Below are 24,718 nucleotides of genomic sequence, written 5' to 3' on the forward strand. Positions count from 1 at the left end.
GCAGATGTCAGTAAACCGGAGGATCTCCCATAATTATTGGATCGAAGAGTTGCTGTGCGAGTGTTATTCGCTTGTCGCCATGCATGAGATGACGATTAGTGACAGCATTGATCTGCGCAGAGGGGCCATCAGCTATCACGCCGATCTACATTCCAAATTTAGGGACATGGAAATCAACACTGGTTGGCTTGCGGCATCCCTTCCAACACTGCGCACCCAGACGGCGTTGTCGGATGAAACAAAAAGGCTCGCTCGGTATGTGATTGATCGCGTGCCAGGCCAACGAATTATCGCAAATAATAGGTCGCTGGCTGATGTTCCCGTCGGCTTGCCGCTATCCGAGACTTTAGCTTTATGGATTGCGCTCGCGGGTCCAGGACCTAGCGTGCCGGGGACGCTCGCGGAACTTTCCCGCCCATGAAGCGCCATCGATATCTACATAGGCGATGCAGGTCACGCCAGATATCATGATCGCCAGCCCGACTGCATCAAAGCGAGGCTTCTGCAAATTTGCATTGGGCTGTTTCATGTCGCGCCTCCGGTCTCAGGAAAGGAAGCTGCCGTTGGTGACAAGCTCCACTTCCTCCAAAGCCCCTGCGACGTTTCCGCTGCACGACTTTCGCCGAAAAGCGCGGTCTGAGTAAAAGTCTTTTGTTTTGTTTTTGTCTTCGTCTCGTCTGGTATCCGTCTGGGTCTCTGTCTCTGTCTCTGTCTCTGTCTTGTGTGTCGACAGGGTCTCAACAGGCTCTGGACAGGCTGTCATCTGGTGCCTCCCCCTCTCATGAACCTAGTGGCAGTAAGACGGTCCTCAGGTGCGATTGAAGTGACGTTGGCTGCAGCATCCTGGACCTGCTTTAGCTTCTGGCCCCACTCGGTCTGCAAGAACTCCTCTTCCACCTTCAAACGCAGATCCTCGCCTTCGATTTTGCAGATGATCTTGCTGGCTCCCTTGGCATGGGAAATGTTGGTCGGCGGGTTATGGACGAACCATCGATCGACATAGACCTCGCTGGTCGCCGGATCGAACGTAATCAGCTGCGCGTCGGCTAGCTCTTGTCGATGCTGAACCAAGTCAGCAACCGTCCAGCCGAAGGGGGCGAAATCGGCAGCAGCATATCCGTCCGGGATGCGTGAGCACCCCGAACTGTTCGCGTGGGGTCCGGCAACATAATAGTGCCAAAGCAAAGCGGCCTCGCTATTGCCCAGCGAATGGAACCGTGGCGAGCGCCAAATCTCAGGTGACAGCTTGGAGAAGTCGCGGCTCATCAGTATACCCCCTCGCATTTGAGGCGGGCATGCTCTGCCTTGTGATGACGGCGGCAGAGCCAGACGACATCCATCGGACGATCGTAGTCAGGATGATGTGCCTCGGCCGGCTCTAGGCCGCATACGCGGCAGGGCTCCGGATGAAGCATGCCCATCTTGAGAGCGCTTCTGAGTGCACGCTGCGCCCACACCTTCTGCGGATTATTTTCCCTCCATGCCTTTTGGGACTCGAAGGACTTTTTCTCGGCCATCTCAGACATGGGCGCCTCCGATCCCCGCCATGCGACAAATCTCGCGAGAGGTGCTGAGGGTCATCTGAAACCGCGTCGCCAGCTTGATTGCGGCGTACTCGGACGTTGCGATTTCGGGGCGGTTTTGGTATGAAGAAGGCACCACACCTTTCGACGATACCGGAACGGTCAGCCCTGCCAGGCTGGCCGTTTTGCTATGTAGCTCCATGGTCGCGCCTCAAGCCGCTTCCGGCAGCGACTTGACGACGCGCTCAAGGTCTTCGACGAGGATGAGAGTGCGTTTCCCGTTCTTGCGGCGCGGCAACTTGCCTTCGGAAAACAACTTGTAGAGCGAGGTCCGGGATATGCCAGACATCTCGCTGGCTTCGGGAATGGTGACGGCGATCTTGGTCATGGGTGAGAGGTTTCCCTTCTCACTGGCGGGCCGGCCAGTACGCAACCTAGTCCGTGGGTGTACTAGGGCGTCGTCCAATTGCGCCGGAATCTGTCGCCGGTCATTTCGTCATAATTGCTTGGGGCATTATTCTGAAGTCGGCTTCTTGCGCCGTCCGCTTCTCAACCGCTCTTCATCGGCCAGCCTGCGTTGCTCTTCCAGACGGGCGCGCTCACGCAGGATTTTGCGCCCTTCAGACACAGCTTTCTGCGCGGACGGGATCTGATGTTCAGCAAATCCGAGACCAACCAAGGCTGCAGTAATAGTTGCGGTGTCGGGAAAGTCTACCATATGAGCGGCGACACGTTCAGCAAGCAGCACGCTCGATAGCTCATCCTTTATTGGCGCGCCGGCCTTCGGCTGCAAATATCCGTCAAACAATGCAAAATCTCGGAACTCGACCTCACGTTGGGCCAACACTTGGCCGATGAAGGCCCAGACGATTTCTTCGGGCTGTTCCGGACTTATCTTCAGCCGCAGCGCTAGGGCCTTCATCCGGCGTTGGCGCTCCGTAAAATACGAGAAGGGCTCGAACTCGGACATAGCCAGTCTTATCCCTGAGGGTTCGCTGTTTTCTTCCTGAACTGTGTCACGTTGCCGGCCTTCACGGAGCCGACGTAATCTGCCCAGGCCTGCATAAGCTTGCGGCGCTTCTCCAGCGCGTCCGATCGACGATAGGCCCGCTCGGTCTCATCGCCGACCTTGTGCGCAAGTGCTGCCTCGGCAACTTCACGCGGGAATGTCGTGGCATCGCCACACCAGTCACGGAATGAACTGCGGAAGCCGTGAACGGTGATGTCCTTCAGCTTCATGCGCCGGAGTAGCATCAACATCGCCATGTCGGACAGCGGCTTGTCCTCTGTGCGAGGAAACACGAATTCGCTGGTGCGATGCTCGTGCAGGGTATTGAGCATCTTCATGGCTGGTGTGGACAGCGGCACGGTGTGGGCGAGGCCGGCCTTCATCCTTTCTTTGGGCACGTTCCAGAGCTTCTCGTCAAAGTCGATCTCCGACCACGTTGCGCCAAGCACCTCGCCGGAACGGCCGACGGTGAGGACGACGAATTCCAATGCGCGGGCTGCAAGGGCCTCAGAAGCGCGGAGACGTTCAACGAACTTCGGGACATCCTGATAGCGCATTGCCGGCTGATGGCCGCGCTGGAGCTTCTGGCGCTTAGGAAGCAGGTTGCGAAGATTGCCGCGCCATGCTGCGGGGTTCTCTCCCGATCGCCAGCCCTTCACCTTGGCGAATTCCAGAACACGCTCGATCCGGCCACGAAGCCGGGAGGCAGTTTCGTTCTTGCCCAGCCATACCGGCTTGAGGACCGACAACACATCCTCGGTGCTGATCGCGGAAACCAGCTTTGGACGAAGGGAAGCGCAATAGGCATCGGACAGCGTCATCTTCCACTGCGCCTGATGCTTCTCGTTGCGCCATTCCGACTTGATCGAAGAAATGAAGAGATCGACGCATTCGCCGAATGTCGGCTCGGCCTGCTTCGCTTTCTCTGCAATGGGGTCCCGGCCGTCCTCGATCGCTACACGGCATTCTGCAGCTTTGGCGCGGGCACCAGCGAGTTTCACCGTGGGATAAGCACCAAGACCCATTTCACGGCGCTTGCCGCCCTTTGGCACCCACATGAACAGCCAGGACTTCTTACCGGTTGGCCCGACGTTGAGGTAGAGCCCGCCGCCGTCCGAATGGCGTCCGGGCTGCTTCTCAGCCTTCACCGAAGCATCCGACATTTTGTGGAGGGTTCGGGCCATCCCCACTTCCATCCCCATTTCAAAGTGGGGATAATAGCGGACGATGGCGAACGGTGAAAGATGGTACAGCCTTCAATCCCTTGGAATTGATAGGGTCGCGCGAACATCCACGAATGAAGGCGAATGATAGTTAGGCGGACGCTCTCTCCGCCATCTTGCTAATCGCAGTCTGTCGGTAAGTGATTGTAAACGCGGTGGAATACCGTGTGTCATCGCTGTTTGGCGGACGAGCTTGGCGGCTTTCCGGCGATGTTGGCGGACAGATGTTTGTCTAAAGCCCGGAACGCCGCGGGTTACGGATTCCTGCTGCACCGTCTGTCGCATCGCGCGTGATTGTCATTGGGTGCAAGCCGAATACGACTCTGTCCGTCTTTCCGGTCTTCCCGCATTGGCGGAGATAAGAGCCACAGCGATGGCTGTGATTGGGAATATTGCGGCCACCAATGGCACGAATGAGAGGCCAGGCCCATAGTCAATCACCATACCGCCCGCCCAGGCGCCGATGGCATTGCCGAGATTGCAGGCTCCAATGTTGAAACTGGATACGAGGCTTTGGCCTGCGCCCTCGGCCTTAGACAGCACCCACATCTGCAAGGGTGCGACGGTAGCGAAGCCTGCCACACCCAACAGACCGGTGAAAAGCACGGCTGCAATCTGATTGTTGAAGGCGACGGCTATGGAGCCGAGCACGAGCGCAAGCGCAGGGAGGGTCCCCAGGATGGCACGGATCAGGTTCCGGTCGCCGAGCTTGCCGCCCAGTAAGTTGCCGGCAACCAACCCCCCCGCCGAAAACCAGCAGGATCGGGGAAACCGCGCTGGCGTCAAAGCCGCTGATCTCCGTCAGTAGCGGCGCGATATAGGTGAAGACCGCGAATACGCCGGCGTAGCCGAGGATAGTCGTCAGCAGCCCGAGCAAAACGGGACGATGAGCAATGGCGCGCACATCGGCACGCCAGTCGGATGCCTCCGGGCTGGTCTCCTGAGGAGCCAGCGTGCCCGGGCGAAACCGGCGGCAGATGGCAGGGACGGCCAGCTCTTCAGGCGCCTTGGAATGCATGTCTGTCCCGATCAGCTACAGGCGCATCCATACGGAACGCCGGCTTCTGCAGTTTGATGTCCTGTTTCGCAACAGAACTGGCTGGCACACAGATTGCAGGGTAGCTGTTGTGGTCCGCACATAGCTCGCTGGGATAGGGCGGGGGCTTCTTCCCAGCGAGCAGCGGCCTGCCAGATCGCCGCCAGATCCTAGACTGCGACGACGGCCGAGTCGCTCATTAAACGATCTCAGAGCCAGCCCGCCCTCTCGGCGTCTTGCCCCAGGGGTCGCTTACTCAACCGGTATCGATCTGTCTCATGTTTCAGAAGGCTCGTCGAAACCCTGCCGAGACCGTCTGCGTCGATGCGTTTTCCTGGAAGATGCCGCTGTAGGAGATGATGCCGGACGTATTGTGCGATCAGAAAGTCTGCATCCTTCATGCTGATGCTCTCCTCGTCGACCAACCACTGAGCCATCGGGCGAGCAAGCAGCTTGCTCCGTGTTACTGTCGATCACTTATCCACGCCCGTTTCGCGGCATTCAGCAGGATGCCTTCGCACCAGCTTGCAGTTGAGAGATTATGCATTTCACGAGCTCTTGAGCGCAGGGCGCACTGTTTCCCTATACGATGTCCGAGCCGGCGACGTCGGACAGGCGCGATGGCCTGGCTCACTTCGGCAGAAGTTTCTTCTGCAAGCGGACTCCCAGTCGAAGCCATCTCACAACATCATTCCCGTGACGCAGCTGAGTATCCTGTACCGATCAAATCCCCGCTGGCAGCGTCAGGTCGGCGATACCTGTCCCGACAGTAGTGAATCGCTGCAGTACGAGCGGATCGTGACCGGGCACGATATGCTGGTCCGAACTCGCGAGCCTCTTCATTCTCTCAACGCCAAGGATGACATCGCCCAGACGGTCGAAAACCGGGAAAGGTGCCTCGCGATCCATGTTGGCGTAAAAGTGCGCGGCGTCGGAGGCGAGGACAACTGCGCCGCCTTCGGTGTTGACACGGATCACCTGCAAGCCACGTGAGTGCCCGCCCAGTTTGTGAACGGTGATGCCGGGCGCTATTTCGGATTCGGGATCGTGGAAACAAACCTTTCCGTCGAAGACGCGGCGCACCATCGTCGTCACGTCGTCCGCTTCGAAGGGATGGCGCATCGCGTGGTGGCACATGCAGCGCCCCGTCGCGAACTCCATCTCGGCATCCTGTAGGTGGAAGGTCGCGTTCGGAAAGAGGTGATGGTTTCCGCAATGATCGTAGTGCATGTGGGAGATGATGACGTCTGTCACCTTGGCGTGGTCGATGCCAAGCATGGCCAGACCTTCATCGACGGGCCTGACAACCGAACGGCCTCGTCTGTCGCCGGTGGGCTTGTCGAATCCTGTATCCACGATGAAGGTCCGCTTCGCCCCGACGATCGCCCAGACGAAATAGTCTAACGGCATCGGCACGTCGTGGGTGTCGCCGCCTAGGAAATTCTCGGTCGATCGACGTTCGAAATGCCCGTATCGGACGGCGTAGACCTTGTAGTTGTGCGATGGCATCGGTCAGCCCGCCTCTACGGTCACGTCCTGCTGCGGTGAGCGGACTTCGACATGTGCCCAGCTCTCGATGACGCGCACCATGGACGTGAAATCCGATTCCGGACCATAAAGCTGGTTCGTCACGCTCAGCATCTGGCGCACCGCGCTGCCGACCACCATGGGAACCCCGATCGCTTCCGCCTCCTCGAGGCACAGCCGCACGTCCTTGAAGGAAAGACCGGTGGCGAAGCCGAAATCGAAGGTGCGCGGTAGCACGGATTTCGGGAACTTGTCTTCCGTCGCGCTGTTGCGGCCGCTGCTGGCATTGATGACGTCCAGCATGATCTTCGGATCGAGGCCTGCTTTCACTCCCATGACGACCGCTTCTGACGAGACCGCAAGTGCTGCAGCAGCGAGCAGATTGTTGGCGAGCTTCATCGTCTGCGCGGCACCCTGCACCTCGCCCATGAAGAACATCTTGCCGAAATTCTCCAGAATGGGCCGCACAGATTCGTAGACCGTCTTCGGGCCGGAGGTCATGACCGCCAGCGTTCCGTTGCGGGCGCCCTTCAGGCCACCGCTGACGGGTGCGTCGATCATGGCGATGTTCTGGGACTTCAACGCCTCCGCGACCTTGGCCGCAGTCCGCGGGCCGGTGGTGGAGATGTCGATGAACACCTTGATGCTGCTTCCCGCCGCGATGCCGTTCGCGCCGAGCACGACAGTCTCGAGGATCTGCGGGCTCGGCAGGCTTGCGAAGACCACTTCCGCGGCGTTGCCCACCTCGGTAGGGCTGCTTGCGAGTTTCGCGCCGGCATTGCCGAGCTCCTGCATCGCTGACCGGTCGAGGTCGTAAACGGTCACCTCATAGCCGGCCTTTATCAGCCTGCCCGCCATCGGCGTGCCCATCTTGCCTACGCCGACGAAACCGACCTTGGAATAAGACATAGATATAGCTCCCGAATTTGGGGCACTGCCCCTGTCAAAACCACGGCCTGCGTGCCGCCCGTTCAATCCGGCCGTATCTCGGCCAAAAACTCATCAGGCCTCCGCCGGCCTTTCGCCGGAATCAGCAACTCCGCCACATCGACCACCTTCAGCCGATCGGATGCCCCGAGCGCGTCGACGGCGGCGGTGTACATGACCTTATCTTTCGGGCAGGCGACGACGAACAGCGCGACATCGCCAAGGCCGAGCGCCTCGCGGATCCTGTTCTCGCTCGGACGCTCGACCACGCCGTCTTCTGCCTGCCAGATGCGGCCGCCGCCAGCGCCGCAACAGAAGGATTTCTCCCGGCAGCGCGGCATCTCATGAAGGCTGTAGCCGGCAGCCGCGATCAACTCGCGCGGCGCATCGAAGCCTCCATTGTAGCGCCCTAGATAGCAGGGGTCGTGATAGGTCACGCGATTGCCGGAGGCAGCGGGTGCGATCTTGAGCTCTCCGCCTTTGACGAGCTCGGCCAGCAATGCCGTGTGATGCAGGACCTCGAAGCGACCGCCGAGGTGCTGGTAATCGTTCTTCAGCGCATTCAGGCTATGCGGATCGCTGGTCAGGATGCGTTTGAAGCTGCAGGCGTTGATCGCATCGATGTTGGACTGAGCAAGCGTCTCGAAGAGGCCTTCCTCGCCGGCACGCCGGACATCGTTTCCGCTATTGCGTTCTGCGTCGAAGAGGATTCCGAAGTCGATGCCGGCATGCGCGAGCAGTTCCGCGATTTTCCGTGTGATCTCCTGAACGCGAGGGTCGTAGGAAGCGTAGTCGCCGACGAACCACAACACATCGACCGGCTCGCTGCGCGCGTCCTTGACGGGAAAGCCAAGCTCCTTGGTCCAGCGGGCACGCATCTTGGATGGCTTGCCCATGGAATTGCCGACGCGGCCGATGTTCGCAAGCGCGTCCTGCAGCCCGGCGCTGACATGTCCCTCGTTCACGAGGTAGCGCCTCATGTCGATGATTTTCGGGAGATGCTCTATCTCCACGGGGCACTCTTCCATGCACGCCCGGCAGGTTGTGCAGGCCCAAAGTGTTTCTTCGCTGATGACGCCGCCGATCAACGGAAGGTCAGCCTGGCCCAAGGCTAGCGCATCGCGCATGTCGGTGATCAGCATCTTTGGGCTGAGTGGTAGACCTGCCGCATAGGCTGGGCACACCGCTTGGCAGCGCCCGCATTCGGTGCAGGTCAGGAGATCGAGTTGCTGCTTCCAGTCGAACGCGCTGATCTCGCTGACGCCCGCGCTGCTACGTTCCGGCGGGGCCGGTGGGGCGATCCCTCGCGGCTGAAGATTGCGGAAATAGACATTTGGCCCGGCGAGAAACATGTGCCGATGCTTGGAGCCGGGGATATAGATGAGGAAACCGAGGATCGCGAGGACGTGTATCCAGTAGAACACGCCTTCCCAGATATGCGCCATTGGTGCGGCCGGGGCGAGCAGGCTCGCCAGCCTGACGCTGAGCGGACGCCAGCCTGGCGCGCCGCCATCCAGGATGCGGAATGCGGACTCCAGAAGAAGGGAAGCCACGATGGTGACGATCAGGCCATAGATGATCGCCGCGTCGCTACGGCTTGAGCCTTTGAACCGCGCTGGCTTCAGGACATAGCGCTGATACATCGCCAGCCCCACGCCAACGAGCATCGCGACGCCAGCACATTCTTGCAGCAGGGCTATCCAGGTGTTACCCCCGATCGAAGCCAGCGAGAACCCCGGAAACAGCCGCGAGCCGAAAGCCTCCAGCGTCACCGTGAAAAGAACGAAAAAGCAGACAAGGATAACAGCGTGCAGGACGCCAGAGAGCGGCTTGCGAAGCATCCGCCTGTGCAGGCCGACGGCGACTGCGACGCCTTTCAGCCGCTCCAGCGGCTGGTCGAACCGGGCAGCGGCAGGCGCTGCGGCCAGCGCGCGCGCGTAATGCCGACATCGCCAAGCGGTCAGAGCGACTGCCGTGAGCGTCACGGCCCAAAGCGTGTAGGTCGCAGTCATCTCAGCGACTTGTGGTTTGCAGCCGCTCGGAGAGACTTGAGATCAGATCGAAGAGGTCGCATGTGGAGCCATAATGCGCCACGCTGAAGATCGGCGCCTTTGGGTCGGTGTTGACCGCAATGATTGTGTCGGCCTGTCCCATGCCTTCGACATGCTCCGGAGCGCCTGAAACACCGAGCGCTATGTACAAGCGGGGTTTGACCTTCTGTCCGGATTTACCGACCTGTCGTAGTTTCGGCAGCCAGCCGCTATCGACAACGGGCCTGCTGCCGGCAATCTCCGCGCCGAGCAGGTCCGCGAGACCGCGCGCAAGATCGATGCTCGCCTCGTCGCCGATGCCGCGGCCAACGCAGACGATACGCTCGGCCGCCTTGAGGTCCACGTCGCTGAAGTCTGGCAGGTCGATGGCGATTGGCCGTGCGCCGCTTGTCGCGACGGCCGACGAAGCGTCCGCCACTTGCACGCGCTCTGGCGGGATGGGCGCTATATCGGCTTCTTTGAACGCGCCCGGATTGACCATCAGCACCGCCGGCAGGGGCGCTTCGCATTCAGCAAGCACCTTTCCAGCGTACATGCGCGCGACTACCGAAAGCGTGTCGCCATTGCGCTCGATCTGATCGACGTAGCTGATCAGCGGCCAGCCGGTCCGGACCGCGACAGCCGAGGCGACGTCAAGGCCGTTGGCGGAATAGGGGACTACTACCGCGCCGGCGCCTTCGGCGGCGATAGTCGCGCAAAGCTGGCGTGCATAGACGTCGGCCGCCACGATCTCGGCACCTGGCGCGACGGCTGCGATCAGCCGGTCGGCCGAGCCCAACTTCGCACAGGCATCCTCTTTTGAGCTTCCGGCGAAGAACGCAATGACTTCGTCGCCAGGCTCAACCATCTGGCGCGCCGCGGCGATCATCTCCAGCGAAACGGCATCGACCTGTCCGGATCGGCCCTCAGTGCAGGCATAGACCTTCATGGTTCAATTCCTTCCGATGCCCTTGGTCTCGAGGATCGCGACGATGCGGTCGGCGACGCTTTCAGCGTTGTCGCCCAACTGTTCTGCCGCCCCGCTCTGTTCAGGAAGCCGCAATCTCTTCAGCTTTGCGGAAGCCGCGAAATTCGGTGCCCGCCGCTCGCTCCTGTCGATCGGCGTCTTCGAAGCTTCGCGAAGTTTGCTGCCCGAGACGTAGCGCGGCGCCTTGGTAGCCGTCTGCACGCCGAGCACTGCAGGCAGTGAAACCTCATATGTGACTGAGACGCCGGCTCCTCGTTCCTGCGTGACGTGCAGCTTGTCCCCGTCCGCGTTGATGCGGTTCGTGCCGGAAACATGCGGCCAGTCCAGCATGGCGCCGGCATAGGGTGCGAGCTGACCGAAGAGGTCTTCGCTTGATTGCACACCGCAGATGATGAGATCGACTGACCGGGACCGCGCCACATCCACAACTGTCGCGGCAAAGTCCCGCGAAGAGATTATCTCATCTTCGTCGACCGGGACCGCGATCACCTCGTCGGCGCCGCGCGCGGCTGCCATCTGCAGAATCCGGTTGGCCCCTTCGCCGATGCCGAGCGCTGATACTCGTGCGCCGGTCGCCTCCTTGAGCAGAATGGCATCCTCGAGCGCATGGTCGTCGAAATCGTTCAGCTGGAAATCCAGCCATTCCCTATCGATACCAAGCCCGTCGTCGGTCAATAGCAATTCGCCGGCCGCATCCGGCATAATGCGGAGCACAACAAGTATGTTCACGAATCCTCCTCCGGCGAGGCGCTCTGGCAAGCCCCTCACGCAAGGTGGACGATAAATGCATTACCGCGCGGCGCCCAAGTTCGAACTGGTAATAGCAGCTATTACACCGTCGCGAATTGACCGCCCGGTGTCAGCTAACGATAGTCCCTCCCTGCTGCGGTACGTCGTTTTCCCTTCTCGCTGCGCGACGGGAAAAATTACGGAAGCTGCTTTGGAGGATATATTCCGCTTTCTTCTCTGGATTGGTTGGGGAGTACTTATTCAATTCAGAGGAATTCAGCATAAAAGCGGGCGAATAAATGGATTCAGGAGGAGAAGCCAGTGCCTATAAAACAAATCCTTGATACGAAGATCTCGCGCAAGTCGTTCCTGCGTGGCATTCCGGCGGCTGCGGCAGTCGCGGCCATGCCGGGCGTTCAGCTTATCAGCGCCACTGCCGCTGCGGCGGAGTCTGCCGAGACGAAGCCCGGCTATTACGGCGCTCCGCGCACGTGGATGTGGAACCCGAATGCCAACACGATGGTCGACACGTCCAAGTGGAAGAAGGATGGCCCATACGTCATCGGCTTCTCGAACGCGTCGATCTCCAACGCGTGGCGCGTCGCCTTCCAGCATGGCGTTCTGTGGTCGGCTGGTCAGCATCGCGATGACATCTCGCGCCTTCTCGTCACCGACGCCAACGATGATCCATCAAAGCAGATTGCCGACATCCAGGACCTGATCAGCCAAGGCGTGGACCTGCTGCTCATTGCGGCCGCCACCGAAGACGCTCTCGACTCCGTCGTCGGACGTGCGTCGGAGCAGGGCATCCCTGTCGTTATGGTCGACCGCAAGGTCAAGACGCCGGAGAACTATATCACCTATGTGACGGCATCCGACTGGGCGCTGGGTCGCCTGGAAGCACAGTGGCTTTGCGAAACCCTCGGAGGCAAGGGCAACATCGTCATGCTGCCGGGAATCGCCGGCTCCAGCGTCGCGGAAATCCGCATCAAGGCGAACGAAGAGGTCTTTTCGAAGTTTCCCGACATCAAGGTTCTCGAGAAACAGTACTGCGACTGGAATCCGGCGACGGGCAAGTCGGTCATGGCCGCGCTCATCCAGAAATATGGCAAGGACATCAACGGCGTCCTCGCCGACAGCGCGCTGCAAGGCTACGGTGCGATCGAGGCCTATATCGATGCCGGCTACAAGGCTGGTGAGATCCCTCCGATGACCGGAGGCGACGTCGCACGCATGTATCAGCTCGCCAATCAGTACAATATCAAGATGTGCGGCATCGACTATCCGACGTCGATGGGCATCACCGGCATCGAGACGGCACTCGAAGTCCTCAAGGGCATCTCGGTGCCGGACAAGGTCGAGGTCAGCTTCCAGGTGGTGACCTCGCCCGATGCCGATACTGTATCCGTCAAGGGGGACCGTCATCTGCTCGACCATGTCAGCATGGATGATCCGGGCGATCTGTCGCCAAGTAACGGATTGCCGGCCGGCTACAATCCGAGCACGTTCAATCCCGACTACCCGAAGTAAGTCCTCCCTCCCTCCGGTGCGCCCGCAAGATGCGCACCGGCTTTTCATCGGATTGGGTTGGGTGCAGCCATGTCTTCCTCCGTGATCGAACTGCGTCAGATCGAGAAGCAATACCCGGGTGTAAAGTCGCTTGACCGGGTCGACTTCGCGGTTCGGGCAGGCGAGATTCATGCTTTGCTCGGCGAAAACGGCGCGGGCAAGTCCACCCTGACGCGCGTCATCGGCGGGGCAGTGCGCCCAGACAGCGGTTCGATCGCCTATCTGGGCAAGCAACTAAGTTGGAAGAATCCGAGGCAGGCGCGCGAGGCCGGCATCCACGTCATCCATCAGGAACTCGCCCTCTTTCCAGAACTTTCCGTCGCCGAGAACATCCTTGTGGATGCCCAGCCGCGAAACGCATTCGGCATCATTTCAGACAAAGCCCGCCACAGGAGAGCAGCAGAGATATTGGCGCAGCTTGGTGTTGATATTCCAACGGACGCTTACATCGATGAGCTGCCACTTGCCGACCAGCAGATGGTCGAGATCGCAAAGGCTTTGGTCGGCGACCTCAAACTGCTGATCCTCGACGAACCCACGGCAGTCATTTCGGGCAAGGAGGTCGATCTGCTGTTCGAGAACATGCGCCGTTTGCGCGCTCAGGGCGTGGCGATTGTCTACATTTCGCATCGTCTCGAGGAAATCTTCGAAATCGCCGATCACGTCACGATCCTGAAAGACGGACAGGTCGTTGATTCTCGTCCCGTGCGCGAGATGACCCGCGATGAGATGATCACCAGCATGGTCGGGCGTCAGCTAGAACAGATCTATCCGCCGCGCAGTGAGAGCGTTTCGAGGACAAGCAAAACCGTGCTTTCGATTCGCGGCCTCGCGGCAGGTCCGCGCGTACGCGATGTCTCGCTCGACGTCAGAGAGGGCGAGATAGTCGGCGTTGCGGGGATGGTCGGCTCTGGGCGTACCGAAATTGCCGAAGTCGTCTTTGGAATGCGCGACATGGAAAAAGGTACCATTGAGATCGACGGCAAACTGTTAAGGCATCATCTGCCGAAGACGGCTATCGAACGCGGCGTCGGCTTTCTGACGGAGAACCGCAAAGAAGAGGGCCTCTTCCTCAATCTGCCGATCACCAGCAACATCATCGCGCCCGACCTGGGTCGTGTAACAGAAAAGGGCCTGGTGATCCGCAAGAAGGAGCGCGACATCGCGTTGCAGCAAATCGCCGACTTCGCAATTGCAGCGCCGTCACCGGATGTGAAGGTCGGAAGCTTGTCGGGCGGCAATCAGCAGAAGGTGCTGTTCAGCCGCTGGTCGCGGATCTCCAACCGCTTGCTGATCCTCGACGAACCGACGCGTGGCGTCGACATCGGGGCGAAGGTGGAAATCTACCGGCTGGTCCGCAAGCTTGCCGATTCCGGGATCGGGGTCCTCATGATCAGTTCGGAACTGCCAGAAGTTGTCGGCCTTTCCGATCGCGTTGTCGTTATGGCGCAGGGTCATGTGATGGGGGAGGTTGCAAGGGACGATCTCTCCGAAGAAACCATCATGGCGCTGGCCGTCAGAACCGTGGACGAGCGTGGCACGGCAAAGCAGATGGACGTGGCATGACTGCATTTGTCACGGGTCTGCGGCGTAACCGCCTGATGCTGTCCTACTTCATCGTGGCGGGGCTGATCCTGCTCATACTGGTTTCAGGCGGCCTCTTGTCTGATCGGTTCCTGACCTGGCGCAACGTCACCAATGTGTTACAGCAACTGGTCGTGCTGGGGCTAGTCAGCCTCGGCCAGACCTTCGTCGTGCTGATGGGCGGAATCGACCTCGCAATAGGCTCGCTGGTGAGCGCGACAACGGTGTTTCTTGCGAACTTTCTGGATTGGCGTCCAGATCTAGTCTGGGTCGCAGTCCCGGCGGCCCTGGTCGCCGCGGCAGCCATCGGCGCGCTGAACGGCCTGTTGACGGTGATCCTCCGCGTGCATCCGCTGATAGTAACACTTGGCATGTCCTCGATCATCTTCGGCGGCACGTTGATGTACCGAAAGGAGCCCGGTGGCTCGGTGCCTCGCGCCTTCGAGGACATCGCGTACAGCAATGTGGCCGGAATTCCGATCAGCGCGATCATACTCGTCATCGTCTTCCTCATAGCCGGTCTGTGGCTTCAAAGGACTCGCGCGGGACGAAACATCTATTTCGTTGGTGGCGATGCGGAAGCTGCGCGTTTGAATGGTCTGCCGGTTGGCCGCATAACGGTCATGGCCTACGCGCTGTCCGGGCTCTGCGCCGGCATGGCTGCGATCTTCCTGACCGCGCGTACTGGTGTCGGCGACCCGCGCATCGGTGCCGCCCTGACATTACAGTCCATCACGCCCGTGGTGGTCGGCGGCACCATCCTCGCGGGCGGTCGCGGCGGCGTGTTGGGTACGTTTCTCGGCGTGCTTCTTGTCACTATGCTCAACAGCCTGCTGAACTTCGTCGGCGTGTCTTCCTACTACCAGTGGATCATTCAGGGCTTCATAATAATTGCCGCGGTCGGCTTTCATATCGTGCGGAGGAAGTGACGATATGGCTCAGCTCGACGCTACCATGCCGAAACCTCGCCCTGGATTTTTGATGGCTGCGGTCTTCGAACGTTTCGGTCTGCTGATTTTCCTTGGCGTGCTGCTTGTCGCGGCGGCCCTCCTTTCTCCAACGTTCTTGCGGCCCGCGAACCTCGTCAACGTCCTGACCATCGCTGCTCCGCTTGGCATGGTGGTGTTGGGTCAGGCCTTCGTCATCATGGTGCGCGGCCTCGACCTGTCCGTCGCCTCGCTGATGGCGACTGTCGCCGTCCTCGCCACCGCGTTCAAGGCCACCAGCAACGACATGATCCCTGCGATCTTCGTCGCCGCGATCGTGTTCTCCGCCCTCGTCGGCTTCGTCAACGGCTGGCTGGTCGCCAAGCGCAACGTCAGCCCGTTCCTGGCCACCCTTGCCATGATGATCATCCTGCAGGGCGTACGCTTCGCCTACACCGGCGGTGCTCCCATCAGCACGCTGCCGCCCGGCATGTCGTTTCTCGCCTCGGGCCGCATCTGGGGCATTCCCGTCAACCTCATGACGCTTGCGGTGATGGCGATCGTCCTGGCGTTTGTGCTGCACCGCTCGCGCTTGGGACGCGAAATATTCATGGTCGGCAGCAATCCCAAGGCTGCCTTCCTGAACGGCATCGCACCGGATCGCGTAACGATCATCTGTTACGTCATCTGCTCCGTTTGCGCGGGCATCGGCGGCCTGTTCCTTCTCGGCTATGTCGGCACGGTCTCGAACTGGGTCGGCCAGGGATACGAACTCGATTCCATCGTCGCGGCCGTCATGGGTGGCGTGGCGCTGTCGGGCGGACGGGGCAGCATCGCAGGCGCGCTTCTCGGCGTCGCTGTTCTTGTCGTCATAGGCAATCTGGTGCTGCTGCTCGGGTTTCCGATCGAGATGCAGTTGATCATCAAGGGTATCATCATCATCGGCGCCGCGGCCTTCTATCGCACGCGGCTGCCTTGAAGACCGCGGCGCGCCGTAAGTGGAGGAAAATATGACAATCGGGATAGCCGACCGGGGCGGAAGACCCAAACGGGACGAAGAGGTGGACGTCGTCATCGTCGGCGCCGGCCCATCCGGTTCGGTCGCGGCGCTGCATCTTGCACGCGCGGGTATTTCCGTGGTCGTTCTGGAACAGGGGGAGTGGCCCGAATACAACGACTACACCGGCGCGCGTCCCGAACACGAACTGGTCAGCACCAAGCTCTGGCATCCGAACCCCAACGTCCGCGACAGTCCCAACGACTATCCGGTCGACAACTCCACGACGGACATTAACCCGCTGATGTTCGCCGGTGTCGGCGGCAGCGCGACGCTCTACGGTGCGCAGTGGATGCATTTCCTGCCGTCGGATTTCCGTGTCCGTTCGATGGACGGCGTGGCGGAGGACTGGCCCTTCAGTTATGAGGACCTGCTTCCCTACCAGCTCGAGATCGAGCGTGAGGTCGGCGTGTCCGGGCTTGCGGGCGATCCTGCGTTCCCGCCGCGCCCCGCCTATCCCTTCGCCGCTCTTCCGATGGGATCGGTCGGCCGGCGCGGTGCGCTTGGCATGGAGAAGATGGGCTGGCATTGGTGGCCGGGCAGCAACGCCATACCGTCGGAGAAGTTCGGCGAGCTGAATGCTTGTGTTCGCCGTGGCACCTGCCTCACCGGTTGCCCGGAAGGCGCGAAGTCCACCACCGATCGCTCCCACTGGCCTCTGGCGCTCAAGGCCGGCGCGCGGCTTGTCACCAAAGCGCGCGTCAAGGAGATAGAAACCAACGACCAGGGGCTTGCCACCGGCGTGGTCTATGTCGATGCCAACGGCCGCGACCGCCGCCAGCGCGCGCGCGTCGTCATCCTCTGTGCCAACGGCGTCGGCACGCCGCGCCTTCTCCTCATGTCGGGTGGCGGCCGGAATCCGGATGGCCTTGCGAATTCGTCCGGGTTCGTTGGGAAGCGCCTGATGATGCATCCCTTCGCCAGCGTCTTGGCGTCTTACGAGGATCCGCTCGATTCCTGGCGCGGCCCGTTCGGCCAGCAGGTCTATTCACTGGAGTTCTACGAGACCGACGAGAGCCGCGGCTTCGTTCGCGGTTCCAAATGGAATTGCATGCCTTCCGGTGGACCCGTTGGTGTTTCCGGGGCCATGGGATCGAAGGTCTATGTGTCGGAGGAGGGGCGTTTCCAGGACTTTTGGGGCGCGAACCTGCATGACAACGTTGCCCGTCGCTTCGGCCACTCGCTGATCTGGGGTATTGTCGGCGAGGACCTGCCGGAGGAATCGAACCAGGTCGTGCTGTCTAAGGACCTCGTGGATTCCGACGGCCTTCCCGCACCGCAGATCATCTACAAGGTCAACGAGAATTCCAACCGCCTCCTCCAGTTCAACATCGACCGATGCCTTGAATCGGTGAGGGCGGCAGGTGCGATCGAGACGCTGGTTTCCACGCCCGTCCGCGAGTCCGGCTGGCACCTGATCGGCACCTGCGTCATGGGCGACGACCCGACGAAGTCGGTCGTCAATCAGTTCGGCGCCTGCCATGACGTGCCCAACCTCTACATCATGGATGCATCGACCTTCCCGACATCGGGCGCGACCAACCCGACCGCGACGATCATGGCTGTCGCACTGCGCAACACGCGCCGGATGATTTCCGAGCGCCGCAACCAGAAGGCGGCCTGACATGCAGAAGGAAGCCGTTTTTCTCTCCCTCGCCGATTTCCTGATCCCGGCGCACAAGCGGATGCCGAAGTTCAGCGATGTCTGCTCCTTCGCCGATGCGCAGGCCGCGCTGGATTTTCGCGTCGACCTCAAGGACGCCTTCGACAAATCGCTGCAGACGGATCTCGCCAACGGTGCGGAAGCACATCTGGAAAATATCAATCAGAACGACAAGCCCGCCTTCAGTGCTGTCACGACGATTGCGATCACCACCTACTACATGAATCCAAGGGTTCGCGAACTGATCGGGTATCCCGGACAGGAAAACGTCCAGTACGATCCGAAGGAGACGCAGGTGTATGTGACCGACGGTTCGCTCGGACACGTGGTCGCGCGCGGTCGCAAATACCGGCCCACGCCGGGCCTTTGACTCCTCCCAAATCTGTCATGAAAGGAAATCAGATGAATAAGGACGTGTTCGACAAGGGACTCGAAATCCGCAAGTCGGTGCTCGGGGCGGAATTCGTCGAAAAATCGATCAACAGCGCCGACGATTTCAATCGTCCGCTTCAGGAACTCGTTACAGAGTATTGCTGGGGCGCGGTCTGGGGTCGCGACACGCTCGACAAGAAGACGCGCAGCATGTTGAACCTTGCGATGCTGGCATCGCTCAACCGGCCGCATGAGTTGAAGATGCATGTAAAGGGCGCTTTGCGTAACGGCGTCAGCAAGGACGAGATCCGGGAGGTTCTTCTTCAGGTTGTGATCTATGCCGGCGTGCCGGCAGGCGTCGATTCTTTCCGTATCGCCCGTGAAGCTATGCAGGAAGTCGCCGCATGATCCCACGTTCGCCACTCGCCCAGGAAAAGCTGGAGATGCTTGTCGGCGGTCGCTGGACCGCCGCAGCTTCAGGCGACTACTTCGAGTCGGTCGATCCATTCACTGGCAAGCCTTGGGCTCTTCTCCCGCGTGCCGGGGTTGCCGATGTCGATCAGGCCATCGAGGCTGCAGCAGAGGCTTTCCGGGGCGAGTGGCGGACGATGACGGCTACTGCGCGCGGCCAGATACTTTGCCGTTTCGCGGATCTCGTTGCCGAGGAAGCCGAAAATCTTGCCGTGCTCGAGACCCGAGACAACGGCAAGCTGATCAACGAAATGCGGATGCAGTGCAAATACATCCCGCAATGGTTTCGCTTTTTCGGCGGTCTGGCAGACAAGATCGAGGGTCGGGTCATCCCGATCGACAAGCCCGGTGTCTTCAACTACACGCGCCGCGAGCCGCTAGGCGTTGTGGCGGCGATCACGCCGTGGAACTCGCCGCTCATGCTGGCGACATGGAAGCTCGCGCCCGCGCTTGCGGCCGGCAACACCGTCGTCTGGAAGCCGTCGGAATTTTCCTCTGTGTCGGCTGTAGCCTTTTCGAAGCTTTTCGAGCGGGCGGGATTCCCGAAGGGCGTCGTGAACCTGGTCACTGGCTTCGGCAGCGAGATCGGCGACCGTCTCGTCACCCATCCCGCCGTCGCGAAGGTGGCTTTCACCGGTGGCGACGCAACCGGACGCCGTGTATATCAATCCGCCGCAGGCGGCCTCAAGAAGGTGACGTTGGAACTCGGTGGAAAGTCCGCCAACATCGTCTTCGCGGATGCGAAGATGGAGGCGGCAATTCCTGGGCTCGTCTCAGGCATTTTCGCCGCGACCGGCCAAACCTGCATCGCGGGCTCTCGGGCTCTCGTCCAGCGTTCAGTCTATCACGAAGTGACCGAAAAGCTGGTTTCCTTCGCCAGGACCGCCCGTATCGGAGATCCGCTCGACCCCGACACACAGGTGGGCCCGATCACTACCGAGCCGCAACGCAAGAAGGTTCTCGATTATATCGATATCGCCCGCAACGAGGGCGCCAGTCAGCTTTTGGGCGGGAAGACACCTGACGATCCGGCAATCGCAGATGGCTGGTTTGTGGAGCCGACGATCTTCGGCAATGTCTCGCAGTCGATGCGCATTGCGCGCGAAGAGGTTTTTGGCCCCGTGCTGTCGATCATCCCGTTCGAGGACGAGGAAGAAGCTATAGCCATCGCCAACGACAGCATCTACGGCCTTGCGGCGGGCGTCTGGACCCAGGACCTCGGTCGCGCCATCCGGATGCCGGAGCGACTGGAGGCCGGCAGCGTTTGGGTGAATATGTACCGGGCCACCAGCTTCCTTTCTCCGTTCGGCGGCTACAAGCAGTCGGGCTTCGGCCGGGAGAACGGCCAGACCGCCATCAACGAATATCTTCAGGAAAAGAGCGTGTGGATCGATGCCGGAAACTCGATACCCGCACCCTTCGTGCAGCGCTGACCTGATCAAAAGACTTGGGAGGAAATCCATGACCGTACACACCGACGCATCCAAATATCTGGACCCCAAGGTTTCGGCCTTCGTCTCCGGCAAGCATGAGATGCTGATCGGCGGCAAATGGCGCCCATCTGTATCAGGCAAGACGCTGGATGTGCTTGATCCCGCGAATGGCAAGGTTATCGCCGCCGTACCGGCAGGCGAAGCCGCTGATGTCGACTTGGCGGTCAAGGCAGCGCGCGAAGCGTTCAACGGGCCTTGGTCCAGGCTCGTGCCGGCGGCGCGGGCCAAGCTCATCTGGAAGCTCGCCGACCTCATTGATCAGCACGGGCTGATGCTTGCACAAATAAACTCCTATGAATGCGGCAAGCCGATCGGCGATTCCCGCAACGGCGAGGTGCCGTTCACCGCCGAGACCTTCCGCTATTACGCGGGATGGGCGACGAAGCTGAACGGCGAGGCTATGACGATCAATGCGCCGGGCGACTGGCACGCCTATACCCGTCGCGAACCTGTCGGCGTCGCCGGTCAGATCATCCCCTGGAACTTTCCCCTGGCCATGCTGGCCTGGAAGGTCGCTCCGGCCCTGGCAACCGGCTGCACCATCGTGCTGAAGCCGGCTGAACAGACGCCGCTTGGCGCGCTCTATTTTGGCAGGCTCGTGGAGGAGGCGGGTTTCCCCGAAGGCGTCGTCAACATTGTCACCGGTTTCGGTGAAGCGGCCGGCGCTGCGATGTCCGCGCATCCCGATATCGACAAGATCGCCTTCACCGGGTCGACCGAGGTCGGCAAGATGATCGCGCGCGCGGCGACCGGCAACCTCAAGAAGGTCAGTCTCGAACTTGGCGGCAAGGCGCCGACCATCGTCCTCGGCGACGCAGATATCGAGATGGCGGTTGCCGGCGCATCCAGCGCGGCCTTCTTCAACGCAGGGCAAAGCTGCGGTGCGGGCACACGCTTCTTCGTGCATCGCAAGATCTACGACAAGGTGATGTCCGGCGTGGCGGAGCGTGCAGAAAAGCTGCGGCTGGGCGCCGGGCTCGATCCTGCTTCGGAACTTGGGCCGGTCGTCTCGCAGCAGCAGATGGAACGCATCACGCGTCTGATCTCGGAGGGCAGGGGCAGCGGCGCGGAGATCGTCACGGGCGGCGAGCGCGCTGGTGATGTCGGCTACTTCGTGAAGCCAACGATCATTTCCAGCACCACGCCGGAAATGGCAGTCATGCGCGAAGAGATATTCGGTCCGGTCGTGTGTGCGATGCCGTTCGACGATGAGGATCTCGAAACGCTGGCTCAGGACGCCAACGACACTGAATACGGGCTTGCAGCGTCGATCTGGACCAACAACCTTGGTGCCGCGCATAAGCTCGCTGCCAAGATCAAGTCTGGCACCGTGTGGATCAACTGTCACAACTTCAACGACGTCACCATGCCGTTCGGCGGCTTCAAGCAGTCCGGCTGGGGACGCGAACTGGGAGCGCAGGCGCTGGACCTCTATACCCAGACCAAGACGGTCGCGATCCGCTTGCCCTGAGGAGCAGGGAATATGTCCTGCTACGAGATCCTTGACCAGCGGTTTGCCGATCTGATTGATCCGGTCGCCTTTCTGGAAACGGTCCATACCGGCAATAGATGGGCCGAAGGGCCAGTCTATTTCTCCGACATGCGCTGCCTGATCTGGAGCGACATTCCCAATGACCGCATGCTCAAATGGGACGAGGAGACCGGCGCCGTTTCCCTGTTTCGCGGCCATATCGCCAATCCCAACGGTAACACGCGAGACAGGCAGGGCCGGCTGATTACCTGCATGCAGGGCGAGCGGCGGGTTGTCAGGACTGAATGGGACGGCTCCATCACGGTCCTTGCCGACTGCTGCGCCGGCAAGCGCCTAAATTCGCCCAATGACGTCGTCGTGAAGTCGGACGGCAGCATCTGGTTCACGGATCCGAATTACGGCATCATATCGGACTACGTAGGCCGCAAGGATCTGCAGGAGCAGGCGGGCTGCCATGTGTACCGCATCGACCCCGCGACCGGAGCGATCGCCGTCGTCGCGGACGATTTCTTCATGCCGAACGGTCTTGCGTTCTCTCCCGACGAAACCAGGCTTTATATTTCGGATTCGGGCTATCTGACCGATCGCAGCGCCCCGCACCACGTGCGGGTCTTCGACGTCAAAGGCGATCGGCTCGCAAATTCCCGGGTGTTCGCCGACATATCGCCCGGCATTCCGGACGGGTTTCGTGTCGACGTGGCTGGCAATCTCTGGATCAGTGCCTGGGACGGCGTGCAGTGCCACAACCCGGAAGGGACGCTGCTTGGAAAGATACTGGTCCCCGAAATGGTGGCCAACCTGGCGTTTGGCGGACCGCGGGGCAACCGCCTGTTCATCACGGCAACGACGACGGTGTATGCAGTTTTCCTGAATACCCGCCCCACACGGCACCCATTCGGGCTATAATGGGTGTGGATGCGGTTTGCTGCACCAGCGGGCAAGAGCAAATAGGCTTTGGAAACGAAACAGCTTCAGGTGTTTATTGCGGTAGGGTCAGCCGGGAGCTTTTCAAAGGCAGCCGTTGACCTGAACGTGACCCAGCCGATGATAACCCGGCATATTCGCGGGCTCGAGGAGGAGCTTGGCGTCGAACTCTTCTACCGCAACGGCCGAGGGGTGGTACTGACAGAAGCTGGCGTTCTCCTGAAGACCTATGCCGACGAAATCCTCGAGCGCATGCGTCTGGCGCAGAATGCGGTCGCCAGTCTCAAATCCTCGCCAAGGGGGCGACTGGTTCTGGGTGTACCGCCCTCCGTCGGGACCGTTTTGACCGTGCCACTCGTCAAGAAGATCAAGAACGAGTTTCCTCATGTCGCCCTCCAGGTCATCGAAGGGTTCAGCGGTCATATTTTGGAATGGCTGATTGCGGGGCGGATCGATGCGGCGGTGCTCTACAATTCCCCTAACCACCCGTCGGTCCTCACCGAGCCACTGGCGGACGACGAACTTTTCCTAATTGGCCCGACTTTCGGAGACATGCGCCCGCCGCGGGAGCCGGTCGATCTGGGTATCTTCGGACGCGTGCCAATGATCCTGCCCAGTCGGCCACATGGCCTGCGCCGCCTCATCGACAACATTCTTAGCGAGCACGGTATTTATCCGAACATTGAGATGGAACTGGAGGCGATGCCTTCAACCTTGCTGCTCGTCGAAGAGGGGACAGGCTTTACCGTGCTGCCCTATGCGTCGGTCCACATTCTTTTCGAAGCCGGAAGAGTCTCCGTATGGCCTTTCGATCCCCCCATCACGCGCAAGCTGATACTGGCGACATCGTCTCAAAGACCAATGTCATCGACATTCCGCCCGTTGTTCAGAACCGTCAGGACCGAACTTCGCGACATCATCTCGACGCATAACTGGAAACCAAACGGCAAAGACGCGGGGCAAAGATAGTCCACAATTTTAGGACGGATATCGCCAATTCCTACGCTTCGGTCCGCTCGCCCAGTGGTGTCCTGTAGACCGGCTGGCGTTGGAGCGCCGGCCACGCAACAGTGGCAACCAAGGACACGGCACCAATAGCGCTGCGGTTTGTTTCCGATGTATGCGGATGGCTTGTCCTCCCTATGATGGCGATGGGCAACATTTGCCGTGCGAATTATATCGCCGCTGCGCTGTTGAGCCCCGAGCTGAGCATTGGATGACTGAACCATCAGGTGGCTTCTGGCTAAAGTGTCTCTTAGTCTCACTCTCCCGGGCCATGGCCGACCGCTGCGCCGACCGCGAAGAAAACTCCCGGCATGTGGACCCGTCTAAGGTCGCTGTGCGTCTGGCTGCGCGGTTGCCCAAGATGCAACGCGTCTGAGCCCGCCGATTCAGAGTAACCAACGAACAGCAGCCGCAGCGCCGAGACCGCAACTTTAAGTGTCAGCCCGCCAGAGCTATGATTTCGTCAGCTGTCTTATTCGAACAAGGCGAGATTTTCGGCTTCGATGCTAGGCAGATCGGCGAGTATGCCGCTCAGATGGGTCTGCATGGCCTCGACTGCGGCTTCCGGGTCGCGCGCGTCGATCGCATGAATGATCGCTTCATGCTCGGAAATCAGCGGGCCCATCGAATCTGCCTTGCGCAGTTGCAGGTTACAGACCCGGTCGATATGCGCCTTGATGTCGGCGATGACGGACCAGGCCATGCCGCAACCCGCACCGGTCGCAATCGCCATGTGGAATTGCTCGTCTTCGCGCCGGAAGCGGTTGAAGTCCTGTGCCTGCCGAGCGGCTTCCTGCCGCGCCAGGATCCCGGTAATGGACGCGCGCATCCAGGGATCAAAAGTTTCGCAGGCGCGGCGCACGACGGCGGTTTCGATCGCCGCACGAACGAATCGCGCCTCCATCATCTCGCGGGCCGAAATCTTCACCACCACCGTGCCGCGCTTCGGCCGCACCTCGACCAGTTTCGACTTGGCGAGCGCGATCAGTGCCTCGCGAACGGGCTGACGGGACACGCCGAGAGTGTCGGCAATCTCCTGCTCGGAGAGGCGGGTGCCCGGCTTCAATTCGAGCCGGATGATTGCTTCGCGAAGGTCCCGCTCGACCTGGGCGGCCGTGCTGTCGCCAGTTTCGGCGCCTTTTTCGATCTTCAGCGACTGAATGTTCATAC

Annotated in this window: 23 protein-coding genes and 1 pseudogene; 11 read left to right on the forward strand and 13 right to left on the reverse strand. The window is 60.5% G+C overall.

What is annotated here, in order from left to right; genetic code table 11:
- Positions 1-352 precede the first annotated feature (352 nt).
- The 12 genes and pseudogenes from ABMA32_RS03665 to ABMA32_RS03720 all read right to left on the reverse strand — a co-directional run bounded on the left by ABMA32_RS03665 (position 353) and on the right by ABMA32_RS03720 (position 10,992).
- Entirely contained in the window at positions 353-529 is a 177-nt protein-coding gene (locus ABMA32_RS03665) for a hypothetical protein (protein WP_349012362.1), read from the reverse strand.
- Between the two features lie 230 nt (positions 530-759).
- Entirely contained in the window at positions 760-1,266 is a 507-nt protein-coding gene (locus tag ABMA32_RS03670; protein ID WP_349012363.1) for a hypothetical protein, read from the reverse strand.
- Positions 1,266-1,526, reverse strand: a complete 261-nt coding sequence (locus ABMA32_RS03675) for a hypothetical protein (protein ID WP_349012364.1) — start codon at positions 1,524-1,526, stop codon at positions 1,266-1,268. The genes ABMA32_RS03670 and ABMA32_RS03675 overlap by 1 nt, the downstream gene beginning before the upstream one ends.
- 208 nt (positions 1,527-1,734) lie before the next feature.
- Positions 1,735-1,911, reverse strand: coding sequence for a helix-turn-helix domain-containing protein (locus ABMA32_RS03680; protein ID WP_349012365.1), 177 nt, complete (start codon positions 1,909-1,911; stop codon positions 1,735-1,737).
- Between the two features lie 126 nt (positions 1,912-2,037).
- Positions 2,038-2,493 carry a hypothetical protein gene (locus ABMA32_RS03685; RefSeq protein ID WP_349012366.1) on the reverse strand — a complete coding sequence of 152 codons (456 nt, stop codon included), beginning with the start codon at positions 2,491-2,493 and terminating at the stop codon, positions 2,038-2,040.
- 8 nt (positions 2,494-2,501) lie between these two features.
- Entirely contained in the window at positions 2,502-3,716 is a 1,215-nt protein-coding gene (locus ABMA32_RS03690) for a tyrosine-type recombinase/integrase (protein ID WP_349012367.1), read from the reverse strand.
- A 336-nt stretch (positions 3,717-4,052) separates the two neighbouring features.
- Positions 4,053-4,695: pseudogene (locus ABMA32_RS03695) on the reverse strand (MFS transporter); the annotation flags it as partial.
- Positions 4,696-5,514: 819 nt separating this feature from the next.
- Positions 5,515-6,300 carry an N-acyl homoserine lactonase family protein gene (locus ABMA32_RS03700; RefSeq protein ID WP_349012368.1) on the reverse strand — a complete coding sequence of 262 codons (786 nt, stop codon included), beginning with the start codon at positions 6,298-6,300 and terminating at the stop codon, positions 5,515-5,517.
- Between the two features lie 3 nt (positions 6,301-6,303).
- Positions 6,304-7,227 carry an NAD(P)-dependent oxidoreductase gene (locus tag ABMA32_RS03705; protein ID WP_349012369.1) on the reverse strand — a complete coding sequence of 308 codons (924 nt, stop codon included), beginning with the start codon at positions 7,225-7,227 and terminating at the stop codon, positions 6,304-6,306.
- Between the two features lie 62 nt (positions 7,228-7,289).
- Positions 7,290-9,257, reverse strand: a complete 1,968-nt coding sequence (locus ABMA32_RS03710; RefSeq protein WP_349012370.1) for a heterodisulfide reductase-related iron-sulfur binding cluster — start codon at positions 9,255-9,257, stop codon at positions 7,290-7,292.
- Position 9,258: 1 nt separating this feature from the next.
- Complete coding sequence (locus ABMA32_RS03715; protein WP_349012371.1) at positions 9,259-10,224, reverse strand: electron transfer flavoprotein subunit alpha/FixB family protein; 966 nt, start codon at positions 10,222-10,224, stop codon at positions 9,259-9,261.
- Positions 10,225-10,227: 3 nt separating this feature from the next.
- Positions 10,228-10,992, reverse strand: coding sequence for an electron transfer flavoprotein subunit beta/FixA family protein (locus ABMA32_RS03720; protein WP_349012372.1), 765 nt, complete (start codon positions 10,990-10,992; stop codon positions 10,228-10,230).
- A gap of 321 nt (positions 10,993-11,313) precedes the next feature.
- On the opposite strand from ABMA32_RS03720, the gene ABMA32_RS03725 reads away from it, so the two are divergent.
- From ABMA32_RS03725 to ABMA32_RS03775, 11 genes are all read left to right on the forward strand, one after another.
- The gene (locus ABMA32_RS03725) at positions 11,314-12,522 is read left to right on the forward strand and encodes a substrate-binding domain-containing protein (RefSeq protein WP_349012373.1); all 1,209 of its coding nucleotides are present in this window, start codon (positions 11,314-11,316) and stop codon (positions 12,520-12,522) included.
- A 69-nt stretch (positions 12,523-12,591) separates the two neighbouring features.
- Complete coding sequence (locus ABMA32_RS03730) at positions 12,592-14,127, forward strand: sugar ABC transporter ATP-binding protein (protein WP_349012374.1); 1,536 nt, start codon at positions 12,592-12,594, stop codon at positions 14,125-14,127.
- The gene (locus tag ABMA32_RS03735) at positions 14,124-15,074 is read left to right on the forward strand and encodes an ABC transporter permease (RefSeq protein WP_349012375.1); all 951 of its coding nucleotides are present in this window, start codon (positions 14,124-14,126) and stop codon (positions 15,072-15,074) included. Before ABMA32_RS03730 ends, ABMA32_RS03735 begins: the two co-directional genes overlap by 4 nt.
- 4 nt (positions 15,075-15,078) lie before the next feature.
- On the forward strand, positions 15,079-16,050 hold the full coding sequence (locus ABMA32_RS03740; RefSeq protein WP_349012376.1) for an ABC transporter permease: 972 nt from the start codon (positions 15,079-15,081) through the stop codon (positions 16,048-16,050).
- Positions 16,051-16,081: 31 nt separating this feature from the next.
- Positions 16,082-17,752: a GMC family oxidoreductase gene (locus tag ABMA32_RS03745; RefSeq protein WP_349012377.1), complete on the forward strand. Its 1,671-nt coding sequence runs from the start codon at positions 16,082-16,084 to the stop codon at positions 17,750-17,752.
- A gap of 1 nt (position 17,753) precedes the next feature.
- A complete protein-coding gene (locus tag ABMA32_RS03750; protein ID WP_349012378.1) occupies positions 17,754-18,161 on the forward strand; it encodes a hypothetical protein in 408 nt (135 codons plus the stop codon).
- Between the two features lie 32 nt (positions 18,162-18,193).
- Complete coding sequence (locus tag ABMA32_RS03755; RefSeq protein ID WP_349012379.1) at positions 18,194-18,571, forward strand: carboxymuconolactone decarboxylase family protein; 378 nt, start codon at positions 18,194-18,196, stop codon at positions 18,569-18,571.
- Complete coding sequence (locus ABMA32_RS03760; protein ID WP_349012380.1) at positions 18,568-20,067, forward strand: aldehyde dehydrogenase; 1,500 nt, start codon at positions 18,568-18,570, stop codon at positions 20,065-20,067. The genes ABMA32_RS03755 and ABMA32_RS03760 overlap by 4 nt, the downstream gene beginning before the upstream one ends.
- Positions 20,068-20,095: 28 nt before the next feature.
- Positions 20,096-21,598: an aldehyde dehydrogenase family protein gene (locus ABMA32_RS03765; protein ID WP_349012381.1), complete on the forward strand. Its 1,503-nt coding sequence runs from the start codon at positions 20,096-20,098 to the stop codon at positions 21,596-21,598.
- 12 nt (positions 21,599-21,610) lie between these two features.
- A complete protein-coding gene (locus tag ABMA32_RS03770; RefSeq protein ID WP_349012382.1) occupies positions 21,611-22,525 on the forward strand; it encodes an SMP-30/gluconolactonase/LRE family protein in 915 nt (304 codons plus the stop codon).
- A 48-nt stretch (positions 22,526-22,573) separates the two neighbouring features.
- On the forward strand, positions 22,574-23,512 hold the full coding sequence (locus ABMA32_RS03775) for a LysR family transcriptional regulator (RefSeq protein ID WP_349012383.1): 939 nt from the start codon (positions 22,574-22,576) through the stop codon (positions 23,510-23,512).
- Positions 23,513-24,020: 508 nt separating this feature from the next.
- On the opposite strand, the gene ABMA32_RS03780 is transcribed toward ABMA32_RS03775, so the two are convergent.
- Positions 24,021-24,716: a GntR family transcriptional regulator gene (locus tag ABMA32_RS03780; RefSeq protein WP_349012384.1), complete on the reverse strand. Its 696-nt coding sequence runs from the start codon at positions 24,714-24,716 to the stop codon at positions 24,021-24,023.
- Between the last annotated feature and the right edge of the window lie 2 nt (positions 24,717-24,718).

Source organism: Mesorhizobium quangtriensis (assembly GCF_040081925.1).
Classification (GTDB): Bacteria; Pseudomonadota; Alphaproteobacteria; order Rhizobiales; family Rhizobiaceae; genus Mesorhizobium_K; species Mesorhizobium_K quangtriensis.